Annotated in this window: 30 protein-coding genes and 1 pseudogene; all 31 read left to right on the forward strand. The window is 50.5% G+C overall.

The window, feature by feature from the left end:
- Positions 1-124 (forward strand): annotated as a pseudogene (tuf, locus tag C1Y41_RS19125) (elongation factor Tu); the annotation flags it as partial.
- 183 nt (positions 125-307) lie between these two features.
- A complete protein-coding gene (gene bfd, locus C1Y41_RS19130; RefSeq protein ID WP_039380828.1) occupies positions 308-502 on the forward strand; it encodes a bacterioferritin-associated ferredoxin in 195 nt (64 codons plus the stop codon).
- 103 nt (positions 503-605) lie between these two features.
- Positions 606-1,088 (forward strand): bacterioferritin, encoded by a 483-nt coding sequence (bfr, locus tag C1Y41_RS19135; protein ID WP_039380825.1) that lies wholly within the window; start codon positions 606-608, stop codon positions 1,086-1,088.
- A gap of 308 nt (positions 1,089-1,396) precedes the next feature.
- The gene (gene rpsJ / locus C1Y41_RS19140) at positions 1,397-1,708 is read left to right on the forward strand and encodes a 30S ribosomal protein S10 (RefSeq protein WP_006120582.1); all 312 of its coding nucleotides are present in this window, start codon (positions 1,397-1,399) and stop codon (positions 1,706-1,708) included.
- A gap of 32 nt (positions 1,709-1,740) precedes the next feature.
- Positions 1,741-2,367: a 50S ribosomal protein L3 gene (gene rplC / locus C1Y41_RS19145; RefSeq protein WP_039380822.1), complete on the forward strand. Its 627-nt coding sequence runs from the start codon at positions 1,741-1,743 to the stop codon at positions 2,365-2,367.
- Positions 2,368-2,377: 10 nt separating this feature from the next.
- Positions 2,378-2,983 (forward strand): 50S ribosomal protein L4, encoded by a 606-nt coding sequence (gene rplD / locus C1Y41_RS19150; protein WP_039380819.1) that lies wholly within the window; start codon positions 2,378-2,380, stop codon positions 2,981-2,983.
- On the forward strand, positions 2,980-3,282 hold the full coding sequence (gene rplW, locus C1Y41_RS19155) for a 50S ribosomal protein L23 (protein WP_039380816.1): 303 nt from the start codon (positions 2,980-2,982) through the stop codon (positions 3,280-3,282). Before rplD ends, rplW begins: the two co-directional genes overlap by 4 nt.
- A gap of 17 nt (positions 3,283-3,299) precedes the next feature.
- Positions 3,300-4,121 carry a 50S ribosomal protein L2 gene (gene rplB / locus C1Y41_RS19160; protein WP_039380813.1) on the forward strand — a complete coding sequence of 274 codons (822 nt, stop codon included), beginning with the start codon at positions 3,300-3,302 and terminating at the stop codon, positions 4,119-4,121.
- A 16-nt stretch (positions 4,122-4,137) separates the two neighbouring features.
- A complete protein-coding gene (rpsS, locus tag C1Y41_RS19165; RefSeq protein ID WP_001138115.1) occupies positions 4,138-4,416 on the forward strand; it encodes a 30S ribosomal protein S19 in 279 nt (92 codons plus the stop codon).
- A gap of 13 nt (positions 4,417-4,429) precedes the next feature.
- Entirely contained in the window at positions 4,430-4,762 is a 333-nt protein-coding gene (gene rplV / locus C1Y41_RS19170; RefSeq protein WP_007891659.1) for a 50S ribosomal protein L22, read from the forward strand.
- Positions 4,763-4,779: 17 nt separating this feature from the next.
- On the forward strand, positions 4,780-5,478 hold the full coding sequence (rpsC, locus tag C1Y41_RS19175) for a 30S ribosomal protein S3 (RefSeq protein ID WP_009087585.1): 699 nt from the start codon (positions 4,780-4,782) through the stop codon (positions 5,476-5,478).
- Between the two features lie 12 nt (positions 5,479-5,490).
- Complete coding sequence (gene rplP / locus C1Y41_RS19180) at positions 5,491-5,901, forward strand: 50S ribosomal protein L16 (protein ID WP_002438716.1); 411 nt, start codon at positions 5,491-5,493, stop codon at positions 5,899-5,901.
- A complete protein-coding gene (gene rpmC, locus C1Y41_RS19185; RefSeq protein WP_021508217.1) occupies positions 5,901-6,089 on the forward strand; it encodes a 50S ribosomal protein L29 in 189 nt (62 codons plus the stop codon). The genes rplP and rpmC overlap by 1 nt, the downstream gene beginning before the upstream one ends.
- Positions 6,089-6,343, forward strand: a complete 255-nt coding sequence (gene rpsQ, locus C1Y41_RS19190) for a 30S ribosomal protein S17 (RefSeq protein ID WP_010618568.1) — start codon at positions 6,089-6,091, stop codon at positions 6,341-6,343. The genes rpmC and rpsQ overlap by 1 nt, the downstream gene beginning before the upstream one ends.
- Before the next feature lie 168 nt (positions 6,344-6,511).
- Positions 6,512-6,883 (forward strand): 50S ribosomal protein L14, encoded by a 372-nt coding sequence (rplN, locus tag C1Y41_RS19195; protein WP_038629760.1) that lies wholly within the window; start codon positions 6,512-6,514, stop codon positions 6,881-6,883.
- A gap of 10 nt (positions 6,884-6,893) precedes the next feature.
- Positions 6,894-7,208 (forward strand): 50S ribosomal protein L24, encoded by a 315-nt coding sequence (gene rplX, locus C1Y41_RS19200; protein WP_021508218.1) that lies wholly within the window; start codon positions 6,894-6,896, stop codon positions 7,206-7,208.
- Positions 7,209-7,222: 14 nt separating this feature from the next.
- Entirely contained in the window at positions 7,223-7,762 is a 540-nt protein-coding gene (gene rplE, locus C1Y41_RS19205; RefSeq protein ID WP_013510763.1) for a 50S ribosomal protein L5, read from the forward strand.
- 14 nt (positions 7,763-7,776) lie between these two features.
- Positions 7,777-8,082 carry a 30S ribosomal protein S14 gene (gene rpsN, locus C1Y41_RS19210; protein WP_039380805.1) on the forward strand — a complete coding sequence of 102 codons (306 nt, stop codon included), beginning with the start codon at positions 7,777-7,779 and terminating at the stop codon, positions 8,080-8,082.
- Between the two features lie 32 nt (positions 8,083-8,114).
- Complete coding sequence (gene rpsH, locus C1Y41_RS19215; protein ID WP_065648467.1) at positions 8,115-8,507, forward strand: 30S ribosomal protein S8; 393 nt, start codon at positions 8,115-8,117, stop codon at positions 8,505-8,507.
- Positions 8,508-8,520: 13 nt separating this feature from the next.
- Positions 8,521-9,054, forward strand: a complete 534-nt coding sequence (gene rplF / locus C1Y41_RS19220; RefSeq protein ID WP_039380801.1) for a 50S ribosomal protein L6 — start codon at positions 8,521-8,523, stop codon at positions 9,052-9,054.
- A gap of 9 nt (positions 9,055-9,063) precedes the next feature.
- On the forward strand, positions 9,064-9,417 hold the full coding sequence (rplR, locus tag C1Y41_RS19225; protein ID WP_013510760.1) for a 50S ribosomal protein L18: 354 nt from the start codon (positions 9,064-9,066) through the stop codon (positions 9,415-9,417).
- Between the two features lie 14 nt (positions 9,418-9,431).
- A complete protein-coding gene (gene rpsE / locus C1Y41_RS19230) occupies positions 9,432-9,932 on the forward strand; it encodes a 30S ribosomal protein S5 (RefSeq protein WP_013510759.1) in 501 nt (166 codons plus the stop codon).
- A gap of 5 nt (positions 9,933-9,937) precedes the next feature.
- On the forward strand, positions 9,938-10,117 hold the full coding sequence (gene rpmD / locus C1Y41_RS19235) for a 50S ribosomal protein L30 (RefSeq protein WP_039380794.1): 180 nt from the start codon (positions 9,938-9,940) through the stop codon (positions 10,115-10,117).
- Between the two features lie 3 nt (positions 10,118-10,120).
- The gene (rplO, locus tag C1Y41_RS19240) at positions 10,121-10,555 is read left to right on the forward strand and encodes a 50S ribosomal protein L15 (RefSeq protein WP_039380790.1); all 435 of its coding nucleotides are present in this window, start codon (positions 10,121-10,123) and stop codon (positions 10,553-10,555) included.
- Between the two features lie 7 nt (positions 10,556-10,562).
- Positions 10,563-11,894: a preprotein translocase subunit SecY gene (secY, locus tag C1Y41_RS19245; RefSeq protein ID WP_039380787.1), complete on the forward strand. Its 1,332-nt coding sequence runs from the start codon at positions 10,563-10,565 to the stop codon at positions 11,892-11,894.
- 32 nt (positions 11,895-11,926) lie between these two features.
- Positions 11,927-12,043 (forward strand): 50S ribosomal protein L36, encoded by a 117-nt coding sequence (gene rpmJ, locus C1Y41_RS19250; RefSeq protein ID WP_004160566.1) that lies wholly within the window; start codon positions 11,927-11,929, stop codon positions 12,041-12,043.
- A gap of 146 nt (positions 12,044-12,189) precedes the next feature.
- A complete protein-coding gene (rpsM, locus tag C1Y41_RS19255) occupies positions 12,190-12,546 on the forward strand; it encodes a 30S ribosomal protein S13 (RefSeq protein WP_039380785.1) in 357 nt (118 codons plus the stop codon).
- A gap of 16 nt (positions 12,547-12,562) precedes the next feature.
- Complete coding sequence (gene rpsK / locus C1Y41_RS19260; protein ID WP_004160563.1) at positions 12,563-12,952, forward strand: 30S ribosomal protein S11; 390 nt, start codon at positions 12,563-12,565, stop codon at positions 12,950-12,952.
- A gap of 33 nt (positions 12,953-12,985) precedes the next feature.
- Positions 12,986-13,606, forward strand: a complete 621-nt coding sequence (gene rpsD / locus C1Y41_RS19265; protein ID WP_039380782.1) for a 30S ribosomal protein S4 — start codon at positions 12,986-12,988, stop codon at positions 13,604-13,606.
- A gap of 25 nt (positions 13,607-13,631) precedes the next feature.
- Positions 13,632-14,621: a DNA-directed RNA polymerase subunit alpha gene (rpoA, locus tag C1Y41_RS19270; protein ID WP_007891688.1), complete on the forward strand. Its 990-nt coding sequence runs from the start codon at positions 13,632-13,634 to the stop codon at positions 14,619-14,621.
- Positions 14,622-14,661: 40 nt separating this feature from the next.
- Entirely contained in the window at positions 14,662-15,048 is a 387-nt protein-coding gene (rplQ, locus tag C1Y41_RS19275; protein ID WP_003850180.1) for a 50S ribosomal protein L17, read from the forward strand.
- Positions 15,049-15,138 lie beyond the last annotated feature (90 nt).

A 15,138-nucleotide genomic window follows, 5' to 3' on the forward strand; every position in this document is an offset into this window, starting at 1 on the left:
CGACAACATCAAGATGGTTGTTACCCTGATCCACCCAATCGCGATGGACCAGGGTCTGCGCTTCGCAATCCGCGAAGGCGGCCGTACCGTTGGCGCGGGCGTTGTTGCTTCTGTTATCGCTTAATTGTGTTAACGCCGGCAGCGGTTTTTTACTGCTGCCGTAGCAATCAGAAAGAGCACTTCGGTGCTCTTTTTTTTTGCCTGTCAAAATCAGCATACCAATCGATAACCCTACAAACCCTGCGTTGTAATAGCAACCATTCTCATTTACACTTTGATCAGAAATTGTACCGGAGTTGAATCTGAAATGTACGTTTGTCTGTGTAATGGTGTGAGTGATAAAACGCTGCGTGAAGTAGTGCGCCGCTATCAGCCAAAATCGATCCAGCAGCTGCGCCAGCTGGTCCCGGTCGGGAAGCAGTGTGGTAAATGCATCCGGGCAGCGCGCGAAATCATGGATGATGAACTGCAGCATGCACCGCTCTATAAAGAGATCGCCTGACATTACGCGCAGAATGTCGTAATACCCACAAAAACTGTCACGCCTTTTTGACTTCTTTCTCTCTGCATCTACTATCTGGTTAACTGAAGAGGGGAGGGGTGATATGAAGGGCGACGTCAAAGTCATTGCACATCTCAACAAACTGCTTGGAAATGAGCTGGTCGCGATTAACCAGTATTTTCTGCATGCGCGCATGTTTAAAAACTGGGGGCTGATGCGCCTCAACGATATCGAATACCACGAATCGATCGATGAGATGAAGCATGCCGACAAATACATTGAGCGTATTCTCTTTCTCGAAGGTATTCCCAATCTGCAGGATCTGGGACGTCTGCGCATAGGTGAGGACGTGCCCGAAATGCTGCAGTCCGATTTGCAGCTGGAGCTGGAAGGGGCAAAAGACCTGCGTGAAGCCATTGCCTGGGCGGATAAAGTTCACGACTACGTGAGCCGGGACATGATGATTGAAATCCTGGCTGATGAAGAGCATCACATCGACTTTCTTGAAACCGAGCTCGATCTGATTCAGAAAATTGGCCTGCAGAACTACCTGCAGTCGCAAATCAGCGAAAAGGCGGACGAATAGCGGCCTGCGCATACCTGTTCTGTAAACCCGCCCGGCAGTCGTGCCCGGCGGGTTTTCTTTTGCCTGAATTTTTATGGTTAAAAACAGAGCACGGGTTGCTTCCTGAGCGTAATTACGTATAATACGCCGGCCTGCCGACATTGGTATGGCGCGATTCGAGCAGAATCGCAGGCGACAGTGCTAGGTGTGTCGCCTGACAATACTCCCAATTGGGGAGTTATATGCTGAACGATTACACTCCCCCATCAATCGTAATGGGTGTGGGTAGTAATTCTTTTCGTTTATAAAATGTTTGGAGCCTTGGTCTCATGTCGAACCAAAGAATCCGTATCCGTCTTAAAGCGTTTGATCATCGTCTGATCGATCAATCAACCGCGGAAATCGTTGAGACTGCCAAGCGCACTGGTGCGCAGGTTCGTGGTCCAATTCCGCTGCCGACCCGCAAAGAGCGCTTCACCGTTCTGATCTCTCCGCACGTTAACAAAGATGCGCGTGATCAGTACGAAATCCGCACTCACAAGCGTCTGGTAGACATCGTTGAGCCAACTGAAAAAACCGTTGATGCTCTGATGCGTCTGGATCTGGCTGCCGGTGTTGACGTGCAGATCAGCCTGGGTTAATCAGGTCATCGAGCGATTGAGAGGTTGATACAATGAGTGGTTTAGTCGGTAAAAAAGTGGGCATGACTCGCATCTTCACTGAAGATGGCGTTTCAATCCCAGTAACCGTAATTGAAATTGAAGCAAACCGCGTTACCCAGGTCAAAGATCTGGAAAACGATGGTTACCAGGCGATCCAGGTTACCACCGGTGCTAAAAAAGCAAACCGTGTGACCAAGCCGGAAGCAGGTCATTATGCTAAAGCTGGCGTTGAAGCTGGCCGTGGTCTGTGGGAATTCCGCACCGAAGGTGAAGAGTACTCCGTAGGTCAGAGCATCAGTGTTGAAATTTTCGCTGACGTTAAAAAAGTAGACGTTACCGGTACCTCTAAAGGTAAAGGTTTCGCAGGTACCGTTAAGCGCTGGAACTTCCGTACCCAGGACGCTACACACGGTAACTCCTTGTCTCACCGCGTTCCGGGTTCTATCGGTCAGAACCAGACTCCGGGCAAAGTGTTCAAAGGCAAGAAAATGGCTGGTCAGCTGGGTAACGAGCGCGTAACCGTTCAGAGCCTGGAAGTAGTACGTGTTGACGCTGAGCGCAACCTGCTGCTGGTCAAAGGTGCTGTCCCGGGTGCAACCGGCAGCGACCTGATTGTTAAACCAGCTGTGAAGGCGTAAGGGGATAGCAATGGAATTAGTACTGAAAGACGCGCAGAGCGCGCTGACTGTTTCCGAAACTACCTTCGGTCGTGATTTCAACGAAGCGCTGGTTCACCAGGTTGTTGTTGCTTATGCCGCAGGTGCTCGTCAGGGTACTCGTGCGCAGAAGACTCGTGCTGAAGTAACTGGTTCAGGCAAAAAGCCGTGGCGCCAGAAAGGTACCGGCCGTGCGCGTTCAGGTTCTGTTAAGAGCCCGATCTGGCGTTCAGGTGGCGTGACCTTCGCTGCTCGTCCACAGGACCACAGTCAAAAAGTTAACAAAAAGATGTACCGCGGCGCGCTGAAAAGCATTCTGTCCGAGCTGGTACGTCAGGACCGTCTGATCGTTGTCGAGTCGTTCTCTGTAGAAGCACCGAAAACCAAGCTGCTGGTACAGAAACTGAAAGACATGGCGCTGGAAGACGTGCTGATCATCACCGGTGAACTGGATGAAAATCTGTTCCTGGCTGCGCGTAACCTGTACAAGGTTGACGTGCGTGACGCAGCAAGTATCGACCCAGTTAGCCTGATCGCCTTCGACAAAGTCGTTATGACTGCTGAAGCAGTTAAGCAAGTTGAGGAGATGCTGGCATGATCCGTGAAGAACGTCTGCTGAAAGTACTGCGCGCGCCGCACGTATCTGAAAAAGCATCAAGCGCGATGGAAAAAACCAATACCATCGTTCTCAAAGTTGCGAAAGATGCGACCAAAGCAGAGATCGTTGCTGCTGTTGAGAAACTGTTCGAAGTAGAAGTTAAAGACGTAAACACCCTGGTTGTTAAGGGTAAAGTTAAGCGTCACGGACAGCGTATCGGTCGTCGTAACGACTGGAAAAAAGCTTACGTTACCCTGAAGGAAGGCCAGAACCTGGACTTCGTCGGCGGCGCTGAGTAAGTCGGAGGAGAAAGACAATGGCAGTTGTTAAATGTAAACCGACATCTCCGGGTCGTCGCCACGTAGTTAAAGTGGTGAACCCTGAGCTGCACAAAGGCAAACCATTTGCCGCGCTGGTTGAAAAAAACAGCAAATCCGGTGGTCGTAACAACAATGGTCGTATCACTACCCGTCATATCGGTGGTGGTCACAAGCAGGCTTACCGTATTGTTGACTTCAAACGCAACAAAGATGGTATCCCGGCAGTTGTTGAGCGTCTTGAGTACGATCCGAACCGTTCTGCGAACATCGCACTGGTTCTGTACAAAGATGGCGAGCGCCGTTACATTCTGGCCCCTAAAGGCCTGAAAGCTGGCGACCAGATTCAGTCTGGCGTTGATGCTGCGATTAAAGCAGGTAACACCCTGCCGATGCGTAACATCCCAGTTGGTTCTACCGTGCATAACGTAGAAATGAAACCAGGCAAAGGCGGTCAGATTGCTCGCTCTGCTGGTGCTTACGTGCAGATCGTTGCGCGTGAAGGTTCTTACGTGACCCTGCGTCTGCGTTCAGGCGAAATGCGTAAAGTCGAATCTGACTGCCGCGCAACCCTGGGCGAAGTCGGTAACGCTGAGCACATGCTGCGCGTTCTGGGTAAAGCCGGTGCAGCCCGTTGGCGCGGTGTTCGTCCTACCGTTCGCGGTACTGCGATGAACCCAGTCGATCACCCGCACGGTGGTGGTGAAGGTCGTAACTTTGGTAAGCACCCGGTTTCACCGTGGGGCGTTCAGACCAAAGGTAAGAAGACCCGTAGCAACAAGCGTACTGATAAATTTATCGTACGTCGCCGTAGCAAATAATTTTAGAGGATAAGCCATGCCACGTTCTCTCAAGAAAGGTCCTTTTATTGACCTGCACTTGCTGAAGAAGGTAGAGAAAGCGGTGGAAAGCGGTGACAAGAAGCCCCTGCGCACTTGGTCCCGTCGTTCAACGATCTTCCCTAACATGATCGGTTTGACCATCGCTGTCCATAATGGTCGTCAGCACGTTCCAGTCTTTGTTTCCGACGAAATGGTTGGTCACAAGCTGGGCGAATTCGCACCGACACGTACTTATCGCGGCCATGCTGCAGATAAGAAAGCCAAGAAGAAATAAGTAGGAGGAAGAGATGGAAACTATTGCTCAACATCGCCATGCTCGTTCTTCTGCTCAGAAGGTTCGCCTGGTGGCAGACCTGATTCGCGGTAAGAAAGTGTCGCAGGCTCTGGATATTCTGACTTACACCAACAAGAAAGCGGCTGTACTGGTTAAGAAAGTCCTGGAATCTGCCATTGCTAACGCCGAACACAACGATGGCGCTGATATCGACGATCTGAAAGTTGCGAAAATTTTCGTAGACGAAGGCCCAAGCATGAAGCGCATTATGCCGCGTGCAAAAGGTCGTGCAGATCGCATCCTGAAGCGCACCAGCCACATTACTGTGGTTGTGTCCGATCGCTGAGACTCTGGAGACTAGCAATGGGTCAGAAAGTACATCCTAATGGTATTCGCCTGGGTATTGTAAAACCATGGAACTCTACCTGGTTTGCGAACACCAAAGAATTCGCTGACAACCTCGACAGCGATTTTAAAGTACGTCAGTTCCTGACTAAAGAACTGGCTAAAGCGTCTGTATCTCGTATCGTTATCGAGCGTCCGGCTAAGAGCATCCGTGTGACCATTCACACCGCTCGCCCGGGTATCGTTATCGGTAAGAAAGGTGAAGACGTAGAAAAACTGCGTACGGTCGTCGCGAATATCGCTGGCGTTCCTGCTCAGATCAATATCGCCGAAGTCCGTAAACCGGAACTGGACGCTAAATTGGTTGCTGACAGCATCACTTCACAGCTGGAGCGTCGTGTGATGTTCCGTCGTGCTATGAAGCGTGCTGTACAGAACGCAATGCGTCTGGGCGCTAAAGGTATTAAAGTTGAAGTCAGCGGCCGTCTTGGTGGTGCTGAGATCGCACGTACCGAATGGTATCGTGAAGGTCGCGTACCGCTGCACACTCTGCGTGCGGACATTGACTACAACACCTCTGAAGCGCACACCACTTATGGTGTAATCGGCGTTAAGGTATGGATCTTCAAAGGTGAGATCCTGGGTGGTATGGCTGCTGTTGAACAACCGGAACCGGCTGCTCAACCTAAAAAGCAGCAGCGTAAAGGCCGTAAGTAAGGAGAGTCGCTGATGTTACAACCAAAGCGTACAAAATTCCGTAAAGTGCACAAAGGCCGTAACCGCGGTCTGGCGCAGGGTACGGATGTTAGCTTCGGTACTTTCGGTCTGAAAGCTGTTGGCCGTGGTCGTCTGACCGCTCGTCAGATCGAAGCAGCACGTCGTGCTATGACCCGTGCAGTTAAGCGTCAAGGTAAGATCTGGATCCGTGTATTCCCGGACAAACCGATCACCGAGAAGCCGCTGGAAGTGCGTATGGGTAAAGGTAAGGGTAACGTTGAGTATTGGGTTGCCCTGATTCAGCCTGGTAAAGTCCTGTATGAAATGGACGGCGTACCGGAAGAGCTGGCCCGTGAAGCCTTCAAGCTGGCAGCAGCAAAACTGCCTATCAAAACCACCTTTGTAACTAAGACGGTGATGTAATGAAAGCAACTGAGCTGCGTGAAAAAAGCGTTGAAGAGCTGAACACTGAGCTGCTTAACCTCCTGCGTGAGCAGTTTAACCTGCGCATGCAGGCAGCATCTGGCCAGCTGCAGCAGACCCATCTGCTGAAGCAAGTTCGCCGTGATGTTGCGCGCGTTAAGACTTTACTGACTGAGAAGGCGGCGTAATGACCGATAAAATCCGTACTCTGCAAGGTCGTGTTGTTAGTGACAAAATGCAGAAATCTGCTGTTGTCGCTATCGAACGTTTCGTGAAGCACCCGATCTACGGTAAATTCATCAAACGTACGACTAAGCTGCACATCCATGACGAGAACAATGAGTGTGGTATTGGTGACGTGGTTGAGATCCGCGAAACCCGTCCACTTTCCAAGACTAAGTCCTGGACTCTGGTTCGCGTTGTAGAGAAAGCGATTCTGTAATAGAATTCGTTTCCTCTAAAAACAAAATGAACGGCTCTCGCGAGCCGTTCATTTTTTCTACCCATCTGCGAGATCCGGTGTTATAATGCCGCGCCCTCAATTATGGGGCTTTTTAACGACCTGAGGTTTGGGTCCCGAAGTAGTAGTTGACATTAGCGGAGCACTAAAATGATCCAAGAACAGACTATGCTGAACGTCGCCGACAACTCCGGTGCACGTCGCGTAATGTGTATCAAGGTTCTGGGTGGCTCGCACCGTCGCTACGCAGGCGTCGGCGATATCATCAAAGTGACCATCAAGGAAGCAATTCCTCGTGGCAAGGTGAAAAAAGGTGATGTCCTGAAAGCGGTAGTGGTGCGCACCAGGAAGGGTGTTCGTCGCCCGGACGGTTCTGTCATTCGCTTCGATGGCAATGCATGCGTTATTCTGAACAATAACAGTGAGCAGCCAATCGGAACGCGTATTTTTGGGCCGGTAACTCGTGAACTTCGCAATGAAAAGTTCATGAAAATTATCTCTCTGGCACCAGAAGTACTCTAAGGAGCGAGCAATGGCAGCTAAAATCCGTCGTAACGACGAAGTTATTGTTCTTACCGGTAAAGACAAAGGTAAGCGCGGTAAAGTAAAGAACGTCCTGACTTCTGGTAAAGTCATCGTTGAAGGTATCAACCTGGTTAAGAAACACCAGAAGCCGGTTCCGGCTCTGAACCAGCCAGGTGGCATCGTTGAAAAAGAAGCTGCAATTCAGGTTTCTAACGTTGCAATCTTCAATGCGGCAACCGGCAAGGCTGACCGTGTAGGCTTTAGATTCGAAGACGGCAAAAAAGTCCGTTTCTTCAAGTCTAACAGCGAAACTATCAAGTAATTTGGAGTAGTACGATGGCGAAACTGCATGATTACTACAAAGACGAAGTAGTCCAGAAACTCATGACAGAGTTTGGCTACAATTCTGTCATGCAAGTCCCTCGGGTCGAGAAGATCACCCTGAACATGGGTGTTGGTGAAGCGATCGCTGACAAGAAACTGCTGGATAACGCAGCAGCCGATCTGGCAGCAATCTCCGGTCAAAAACCGCTGATCACCAAAGCACGCAAATCAGTTGCAGGCTTCAAAATCCGTCAGGGCTATCCGATCGGCTGTAAAGTAACTCTGCGTGGCGAACGCATGTGGGAGTTCTTTGAGCGTCTGATCACTATTGCTGTACCACGTATTCGTGACTTCCGCGGTCTTTCTGCGAAGTCTTTCGACGGTCGTGGTAACTACAGCATGGGCGTACGTGAGCAGATCATCTTCCCAGAAATCGACTACGACAAAGTCGATCGCGTTCGTGGTTTGGATATTACCATTACCACTACTGCGAAATCTGATGATGAAGGCCGTGCACTGCTGGCTGCCTTTGACTTCCCGTTCCGCAAGTAAGGTAGGGTTACTTAATGGCTAAGCAATCTATGAAAGCACGCGAAGTTAAGCGTGTGAAATTAGCAGACAAGTTCTTCGCAAAACGCGTTGAGCTGAAAGCAATCATTTCTGATGTGAACGCATCTGACGAAGATCGTTGGAATGCCGTTCTCAAGCTGCAGAGTCTGCCGCGTGATTCCAGCCCTTCCCGTCAGCGTAACCGCTGCCGTCAGACAGGTCGTCCGCACGGTTTCCTGCGGAAGTTTGGGTTGAGCCGTATCAAGGTCCGTGAAGCCGCTATGCGCGGTGAAATCCCGGGTCTTAAAAAGGCTAGCTGGTAATTGTCACCATTTGAATCACGGGAGTAACACAGATGAGCATGCAAGATCCGATCGCGGATATGCTGACCCGTATCCGTAACGGTCAGGCCGCGAACAAAGTTGCGGTCTCTATGCCTTCCTCCAAGCTGAAAGTGGCAATTGCCAACGTGCTGAAGGAAGAAGGCTATATTGAAGATTTTAAAATCGAAGGCGACATCAAGCCGGAACTGGAACTGACTCTTAAGTATTTCCAGGGTAAAGCTGTTGTAGAAAGCATTCAACGTGTTAGCCGTCCTGGTCTGCGCATCTATAAAAGAAAAGATGAGCTGCCAAAAGTGATGGCTGGTATGGGTATTGCTGTAATTTCTACCTCTAAAGGTGTCATGACTGATCGTGCAGCGCGCCAGGCTGGTCTTGGTGGCGAAATTATCTGCTACGTAGCGTAATCGGAGGAATAAAATGTCTCGTGTTGCAAAAGCACCTGTCGTTATTCCTGCCGGCGTAGAGGTAAAACTCAACGGTCAGGAAGTTTCGATCAAAGGCAAAAACGGCGAGCTGACTCGTACTATCAACAATGCTGTTGAAATCAAGCAGGAAGACAACACCCTGACTTTTGCTCCACGCAAAGGTTATGCGGATGGTTGGGCACAGGCAGGTACTGCTCGTGCACTGCTGAACGGCATGGTTATCGGTGTTACCGACGGCTTCACTAAGAAGCTGCAACTGGTTGGTGTTGGTTATCGTGCAGCTGTTAAAGGCAACTCTGTGAGTCTGGCCCTGGGCTTCTCTCACCCTGTTGAACATGCACTGCCGGCCGGCATCACTGCTGAATGTCCGACTCAAACTGAAATCGTGCTGAAAGGCGCTGATAAGCAGGTTATCGGACAGGTTGCAGCTGATCTGCGCGCCTACCGTCGTCCTGAGCCTTATAAAGGCAAGGGTGTTCGTTACGCCGACGAAGTCGTGCGTACCAAAGAGGCTAAGAAGAAGTAAGGTAACACTATGGATAAGAAATCTGCTCGTATCCGTCGTGCGACCCGTGCACGTCGCAAGCTCAAAGAGCTGGGTGCTACTCGCCTGGTGGTACATCGTACCCCGCGTCACATTTACGCACAGGTAATCGCCCCGAACGGTTCCGAAGTTCTGGTTGCTGCTTCTACTGTAGAAAAAGCTATCGCTGAACAACTGAAGTATACCGGTAACAAAGACGCCGCTGCAGCTGTAGGTAAAGCTCTGGCTGAGCGCGCTATCGAAAAAGGCATCAAAGATGTTTCTTTCGATCGTTCCGGGTTCCAATATCATGGTCGCGTCCAGGCACTTGCAGATGCTGCTCGTGAAGCTGGCCTTCAGTTCTAAGGTAGAGGTCTAAGATGGCACACATCGAGAAACAAGCTGGCGAACTGCAGGAAAAATTGATCGCGGTAAACCGTGTTTCTAAAACTGTGAAAGGTGGTCGTATTTTCTCCTTCACCGCACTGACTGTAGTGGGTGATGGCAACGGCCGCGTGGGTTTTGGTTACGGTAAAGCGCGTGAAGTTCCAGCAGCGATCCAGAAAGCGATGGAAAAAGCCCGTCGCAATATGATTAACGTCGCGCTGACTCACGGCACCCTGCAGCACCCTGTAAAAGGTGCGCACACGGGTTCTCGTGTGTTCATGCAGCCGGCTTCTGAAGGTACCGGTATCATCGCCGGTGGTGCAATGCGCGCCGTCCTGGAAGTCGCTGGAGTTCATAACGTTCTGGCTAAAGCATATGGTTCCACCAACCCGATTAACGTGGTTCGTGCAACTATTGATGGTCTGGGCAATATGAAATCTCCGGAAATGGTCGCTGCCAAGCGTGGTAAATCCGTTGAAGAAATTCTGGGGTAATCACGATGGCTAAGACTATTAAAATTACACAAACCCGCAGTTCAATCGGCCGCCTGCCTAAGCACAAAGCCACTCTGATTGGCCTGGGTCTGCGTCGTATTGGTCACACCGTTGAGCGTGAAGACACGCCTGCTGTACGCGGTATGGTCAACGCGATTTCCTACATGCTGAAAGTGGAGGAGTAAGAGATGCGTTTAAACACTCTGTCTCCGGCCGAAGGGTCTAAACACGCTTCCAAGCGTCTGGGTCGTGGTATCGGTTCTGGCCTCGGCAAAACCGGCGGTCGTGGTCACAAAGGTCAGAACTCACGTTCTGGCGGTGGCGTACGTCGTGGTTTCGAGGGTGGTCAGATGCCTCTGTACCGTCGTCTGCCGAAGTTCGGCTTCACTTCACGCAAATCATTCGTGACGACTGAAGTTCGTCTGTCTGATCTGGCGAAAGTGGAAGGCGGTATTGTTGACCTGAACACGCTGAAAGCAGCCAACATCATCGGTGTTCAGATTGAATTCGCGAAAGTGATTCTGTCTGGTGAAGTTACTACACCGGTAACGATTCGTGGACTGCGTGTCACCAAAGGTGCTCGTGCTGCAATCGAAGCTGCTGGCGGTAAAATCGAGGAATAAGTAGCAGATGGCAAAGCAACCGGGATTAGATTTTCAAAGCGCCAAAGGGGGCTTTGGTGAACTGAAGCGCAGACTATTGTTTGTAATCGGTGCACTGATTGTCTTCCGCATTGGCTCTTTTATTCCAATCCCCGGTATCGATGCCACTGTACTTGCCAAACTGCTTGAGCAACAGCGTGGCACCATCATTGAAATGTTCAACATGTTCTCTGGTGGTGCTCTCAGTCGTGCCTCAATCTTCGCGCTGGGTATTATGCCGTATATTTCGGCCTCTATTATTATCCAGCTGCTGACGGTGGTTCATCCCGCCCTGGCAGAGATTAAGAAAGAGGGTGAGGCTGGCCGTCGTAAGATTAGCCAGTACACCCGCTATGGCACCCTGGTTTTGGCCATATTTCAGTCGATCGGTATCGCTACCGGTCTGCCGAATATGCCAGGAATGCAGGGCCTGGTGTTAAATCCGGGCTTCGCATTCTACTTTACCGCTGTTGTGAGTCTGGTTACCGGGACAATGTTCCTGATGTGGCTGGGCGAACAGATTACTGAACGAGGTATCGGTAACGGTATCTCAATCATTATCTTCGCAGGTATTGTTGCGGGTCTTCCGCCGGCCATTGGCCATACCATCGAGCAAGCGCGGCAAGGCGACCTGCACTTTCTTCTGTTGCTGTTGGTTGCAGTTCTTGTATTTGCAGTGACGTTCTTTGTTATTTTCGTTGAGCGTGGCCAGCGTCGTATCGTGGTCAACTACGCTAAGCGTCAGCAGGGGCGTCGTGTATATGCTGCACAGAGCACACATTTACCGTTGAAAGTGAATATGGCAGGTGTCATTCCAGCTATCTTCGCTTCCAGCATTATTCTGTTCCCGGCAACGATAGCATCCTGGTTCGGGAGCGGTAGTGGTTGGAACTGGCTGACAACAATTTCGCTGTATTTGCAGCCAGGACAGCCGCTTTATGTGCTACTCTATGCGACTGCAATCATCTTCTTCTGTTTCTTCTATACGGCGTTGGTGTTTAACCCGCGTGAAACAGCAGATAACCTGAAGAAGTCTGGTGCATTCGTACCGGGAATTCGTCCGGGAGAGCAAACGGCGAAGTATATCGATAAAGTTATGACACGACTCACCTTAATCGGTGCGCTGTATATTACTTTTATCTGCCTGATCCCGGAGTTCATGCGTGATGCCATGAAGGTTCCCTTCTACTTCGGCGGTACTTCACTGCTGATTGTAGTGGTCGTCATCATGGACTTTATGGCTCAAGTGCAAACTCTGATGATGTCTAGTCAGTATGAGTCTGCATTGAAAAAAGCTAACCTGAAAGGCTATGGCCGTTAATTCAGTAGCTTGAGAAGTTACGGAGAGTAAAAATGAAAGTTCGTGCTTCCGTCAAGAAATTATGTCGTAACTGCAAAATCATTCGTCGCGACGGTGTCGTACGTGTGATCTGCAGCGCCGAGCCTAAGCATAAACAGCGCCAGGGCTGATTAAGTCACATATTTTTCTTGCAAAGTCGGGTTGAGCTGGCTAGATTAGCCAGCCAATCTTTTGTATGTCGATGCGTTTCCATTTGAGTATCCTGAAAACGGGCTTTTCAGCATGGTTCGCATTTATTTAATTATAGGAGTGCATAGTGGCCCGTATAGCAGGCATTAACATTCCTGATCATAAACATACCGTTATCGCATTAACTTCGATCTTCGGTATCGGCAAAACTCGTTCCAAAGCTATCTGCGTTGAAACGGGCATTGCTGAAAATGTTAAGATCAGTGAGCTGTCTGAAGAACAGATTGATCAGCTGCGTGAAGCAGTTGGTAAATTCGTTGTTGAAGGTGATCTGCGCCGTGAAATCACCCTGAGCATCAAGCGTCTTATGGACCTTGGTTGCTACCGTGGTTTACGCCATCGTCGTGGTCTGCCGGTTCGCGGTCAGCGTACTAAGACCAACGCACGTACCCGTAAGGGTCCGCGTAAACCGATCAAGAAATAATCGGGGTGAGTAAATAATGGCAAAGGCACCAGTTCGTGCACGTAAGCGTGTAAGAAAACAAGTCTCAGATGGCGTGGCTCATGTCCATGCGTCTTTTAACAACACCATCGTAACCATTACCGATCGTCAGGGTAACGCGCTGGGTTGGGCAACCGCCGGTGGTTCCGGTTTCCGCGGTTCACGTAAATCTACTCCATTCGCTGCTCAGGTCGCTGCAGAGCGCTGTGCAGAAGCGGTAAAAGATTACGGTATTAAGAACCTGGAAGTTATGGTTAAGGGTCCAGGTCCAGGCCGCGAATCTACGATTCGTGCTCTGAACGCTGCTGGTTTCCGCATCACGAATATTACTGATGTGACTCCGATCCCTCACAACGGTTGTCGTCCGCCGAAAAAACGTCGCGTATAACGCCCCGTTTTTTAGGTTAGTTGGAGAAAGAAAATGGCAAGATATTTGGGTCCTAAGCTCAAGCTGAGCCGTCGCGAGGGTACCGACTTATTCCTTAAGTCTGGCGTTCGCGCGATTGATTCCAAGTGCAAAATTGAACAAGCCCCTGGTCAGCATGGTGCGCGTAAACCGCGTCTGTCTGATTACGGCGGTCAGTTACGTGAAAAGCAGAAAGTTCGTCGTATGTACGGCGTGCTGGAGCGTCAGTTCCGTAACTACTATAAAGAAGCAGCACGTCTGAAAGGCAACACCGGTGAAAACCTGTTAGCTCTGCTGGAAGGTCGTCTGGATAACGTAGTTTACCGTATGGGCTTTGGCGCCACTCGTGCAGAAGCACGTCAGCTGGTTAGCCACAAATCTATTCTGGTAAATGGCCGCGTTGTTAACATCGCTTCTTATCAGGTCTCTCCGAATGATGTCGTAAGCATCCGTGAGAAAGCCAAAAAGCAATCTCGCGTGAAGGCCGCTCTGGAGCTGGCTGAGCAGCGTGAAAAGCCAACCTGGCTGGAAGTTGATGCGACCAAGATGGAAGGTGTGTTCAAGCGTATGCCTGAGCGTACTGATCTGTCTGCGGACATTAACGAACACCTGATCGTCGAGCTTTACTCTAAGTAAAGCTTAGTACCAAAGAGAGGACACAATGCAGGGTTCTGTGACAGAGTTTCTAAAACCGCGCCTGGTAGATATCGAGCAAGTGAGTTCGACGCACGCCAAGGTGACCCTTGAACCATTAGAGCGTGGCTTTGGCCATACTCTTGGTAACGCACTGCGCCGTATTCTGCTTTCTTCCATGCCGGGTTGCGCGGTGACCGAGGTTGAAATTGATGGCGTGCTGCACGAGTACTCCACCAAAGAGGGCGTTCAGGAAGATATCCTGGAAATCCTGCTCAACCTGAAAGGGCTGGCGGTAAGAGTTCAGGGTAAAGATGAAGTCATCCTTACTTTGAATAAATCTGGCATTGGCCCTGTGACTGCAGCCGACATCACCCATGATGGTGATGTCGAAATCGTCAAGCCGCAGCATGTGATCTGCCATCTGACCGATGAAAACGCATCTATTAGCATGCGTATCAAAGTTCAGCGTGGTCGTGGTTATGTGCCGGCGTCTGCCCGAATTCATTCGGAAGAAGATGAGCGCCCAATCGGCCGCCTGCTGGTCGACGCTTGCTACAGCCCTGTAGACCGTATCGCCTACAATGTTGAAGCAGCGCGTGTAGAGCAGCGCACCGACCTGGACAAGCTGGTCATCGAAATGGAAACCAACGGCACAATCGATCCTGAAGAGGCGATTCGTCGTGCGGCCACCATCCTGGCAGAACAACTGGAAGCTTTCGTTGATTTACGTGACGTACGTCAGCCGGAAGTGAAAGAAGAGAAACCAGAATTCGATCCGATCCTGCTGCGCCCTGTTGACGATCTGGAATTGACTGTCCGCTCTGCTAACTGCCTTAAGGCAGAAGCTATCCACTACATCGGTGATCTGGTACAGCGTACTGAGGTTGAGCTGCTTAAAACGCCTAACCTCGGTAAAAAATCTCTTACTGAGATTAAAGATGTGCTCGCTTCACGTGGTCTGTCTCTGGGCATGCGCCTGGAAAACTGGCCACCAGCAAGCATCGCTGATGAATAACCCGATCACAGGTTAAGGTTTCACTGAGAAGGATAAGGTCATGCGCCATCGTAAGAGTGGTCGTCAACTGAACCGCAACAGCAGCCATCGTCAGGCTATGTTCCGCAACATGGCTGGTTCTCTGGTTCGTCATGAGATCATTAAAACGACTCTGCCGAAAGCCAAAGAACTGCGTCGCGTAGTTGAGCCGCTGATTACTCTTGCCAAGACCGACAGCGTAGCTAATCGTCGTCTGGCATTCGCCCGCACTCGTGATAACGAGATCGTGGCAAAACTGTTTAACGAGCTGGGCCCGCGTTTCGCGAGCCGTGCCGGTGGTTACACTCGTATTCTGAAGTGTGGCTTCCGTGCTGGTGACAACGCTCCGATGGCTTACATCGAGCTGGTTGATCGTCCAGAAGCTCAAGCAGAAGCTGCTGCAGAGTAATCTGCAGTATCGTAGAAAACCCGCTCCGGCGGGTTTTTTATTGCCTGAAATTTGTTATCCGCTATGATTTCCTGAGTCATTGACAGATAT

The sequence above is a fragment of the Pantoea sp. ICBG 1758 genome, assembly GCF_002928325.1.
Lineage (GTDB): Bacteria > Pseudomonadota > Gammaproteobacteria > Enterobacterales > Enterobacteriaceae > Pantoea > Pantoea eucrina.

What these genes read in the sequence shown, in the direction of transcription:
- bfd (WP_039380828.1), top strand. Translation starts at nt 308, where the DNA reads ATGTACGTTTGTCTGTGTAATGGTGTGAGTGATAAAACGCTGCGTGAA.
- bfr (WP_039380825.1), top strand. Translation starts at nt 606, where the DNA reads ATGAAGGGCGACGTCAAAGTCATTGCACATCTCAACAAACTGCTTGGA.
- rpsJ (WP_006120582.1), top strand. Translation starts at nt 1,397, where the DNA reads ATGTCGAACCAAAGAATCCGTATCCGTCTTAAAGCGTTTGATCATCGT.
- rplC (WP_039380822.1), top strand. Translation starts at nt 1,741, where the DNA reads ATGAGTGGTTTAGTCGGTAAAAAAGTGGGCATGACTCGCATCTTCACT.
- rplD (WP_039380819.1), top strand. Translation starts at nt 2,378, where the DNA reads ATGGAATTAGTACTGAAAGACGCGCAGAGCGCGCTGACTGTTTCCGAA.
- rplW (WP_039380816.1), top strand. Translation starts at nt 2,980, where the DNA reads ATGATCCGTGAAGAACGTCTGCTGAAAGTACTGCGCGCGCCGCACGTA.
- rplB (WP_039380813.1), top strand. Translation starts at nt 3,300, where the DNA reads ATGGCAGTTGTTAAATGTAAACCGACATCTCCGGGTCGTCGCCACGTA.
- rpsS (WP_001138115.1), top strand. Translation starts at nt 4,138, where the DNA reads ATGCCACGTTCTCTCAAGAAAGGTCCTTTTATTGACCTGCACTTGCTG.
- rplV (WP_007891659.1), top strand. Translation starts at nt 4,430, where the DNA reads ATGGAAACTATTGCTCAACATCGCCATGCTCGTTCTTCTGCTCAGAAG.
- rpsC (WP_009087585.1), top strand. Translation starts at nt 4,780, where the DNA reads ATGGGTCAGAAAGTACATCCTAATGGTATTCGCCTGGGTATTGTAAAA.
- rplP (WP_002438716.1), top strand. Translation starts at nt 5,491, where the DNA reads ATGTTACAACCAAAGCGTACAAAATTCCGTAAAGTGCACAAAGGCCGT.
- rpmC (WP_021508217.1), top strand. Translation starts at nt 5,901, where the DNA reads ATGAAAGCAACTGAGCTGCGTGAAAAAAGCGTTGAAGAGCTGAACACT.
- rpsQ (WP_010618568.1), top strand. Translation starts at nt 6,089, where the DNA reads ATGACCGATAAAATCCGTACTCTGCAAGGTCGTGTTGTTAGTGACAAA.
- rplN (WP_038629760.1), top strand. Translation starts at nt 6,512, where the DNA reads ATGATCCAAGAACAGACTATGCTGAACGTCGCCGACAACTCCGGTGCA.
- rplX (WP_021508218.1), top strand. Translation starts at nt 6,894, where the DNA reads ATGGCAGCTAAAATCCGTCGTAACGACGAAGTTATTGTTCTTACCGGT.
- rplE (WP_013510763.1), top strand. Translation starts at nt 7,223, where the DNA reads ATGGCGAAACTGCATGATTACTACAAAGACGAAGTAGTCCAGAAACTC.
- rpsN (WP_039380805.1), top strand. Translation starts at nt 7,777, where the DNA reads ATGGCTAAGCAATCTATGAAAGCACGCGAAGTTAAGCGTGTGAAATTA.
- rpsH (WP_065648467.1), top strand. Translation starts at nt 8,115, where the DNA reads ATGAGCATGCAAGATCCGATCGCGGATATGCTGACCCGTATCCGTAAC.
- rplF (WP_039380801.1), top strand. Translation starts at nt 8,521, where the DNA reads ATGTCTCGTGTTGCAAAAGCACCTGTCGTTATTCCTGCCGGCGTAGAG.
- rplR (WP_013510760.1), top strand. Translation starts at nt 9,064, where the DNA reads ATGGATAAGAAATCTGCTCGTATCCGTCGTGCGACCCGTGCACGTCGC.
- rpsE (WP_013510759.1), top strand. Translation starts at nt 9,432, where the DNA reads ATGGCACACATCGAGAAACAAGCTGGCGAACTGCAGGAAAAATTGATC.
- rpmD (WP_039380794.1), top strand. Translation starts at nt 9,938, where the DNA reads ATGGCTAAGACTATTAAAATTACACAAACCCGCAGTTCAATCGGCCGC.
- rplO (WP_039380790.1), top strand. Translation starts at nt 10,121, where the DNA reads ATGCGTTTAAACACTCTGTCTCCGGCCGAAGGGTCTAAACACGCTTCC.
- secY (WP_039380787.1), top strand. Translation starts at nt 10,563, where the DNA reads ATGGCAAAGCAACCGGGATTAGATTTTCAAAGCGCCAAAGGGGGCTTT.
- rpmJ (WP_004160566.1), top strand. Translation starts at nt 11,927, where the DNA reads ATGAAAGTTCGTGCTTCCGTCAAGAAATTATGTCGTAACTGCAAAATC.
- rpsK (WP_004160563.1), top strand. Translation starts at nt 12,563, where the DNA reads ATGGCAAAGGCACCAGTTCGTGCACGTAAGCGTGTAAGAAAACAAGTC.
- rpsD (WP_039380782.1), top strand. Translation starts at nt 12,986, where the DNA reads ATGGCAAGATATTTGGGTCCTAAGCTCAAGCTGAGCCGTCGCGAGGGT.
- rpoA (WP_007891688.1), top strand. Translation starts at nt 13,632, where the DNA reads ATGCAGGGTTCTGTGACAGAGTTTCTAAAACCGCGCCTGGTAGATATC.
- rplQ (WP_003850180.1), top strand. Translation starts at nt 14,662, where the DNA reads ATGCGCCATCGTAAGAGTGGTCGTCAACTGAACCGCAACAGCAGCCAT.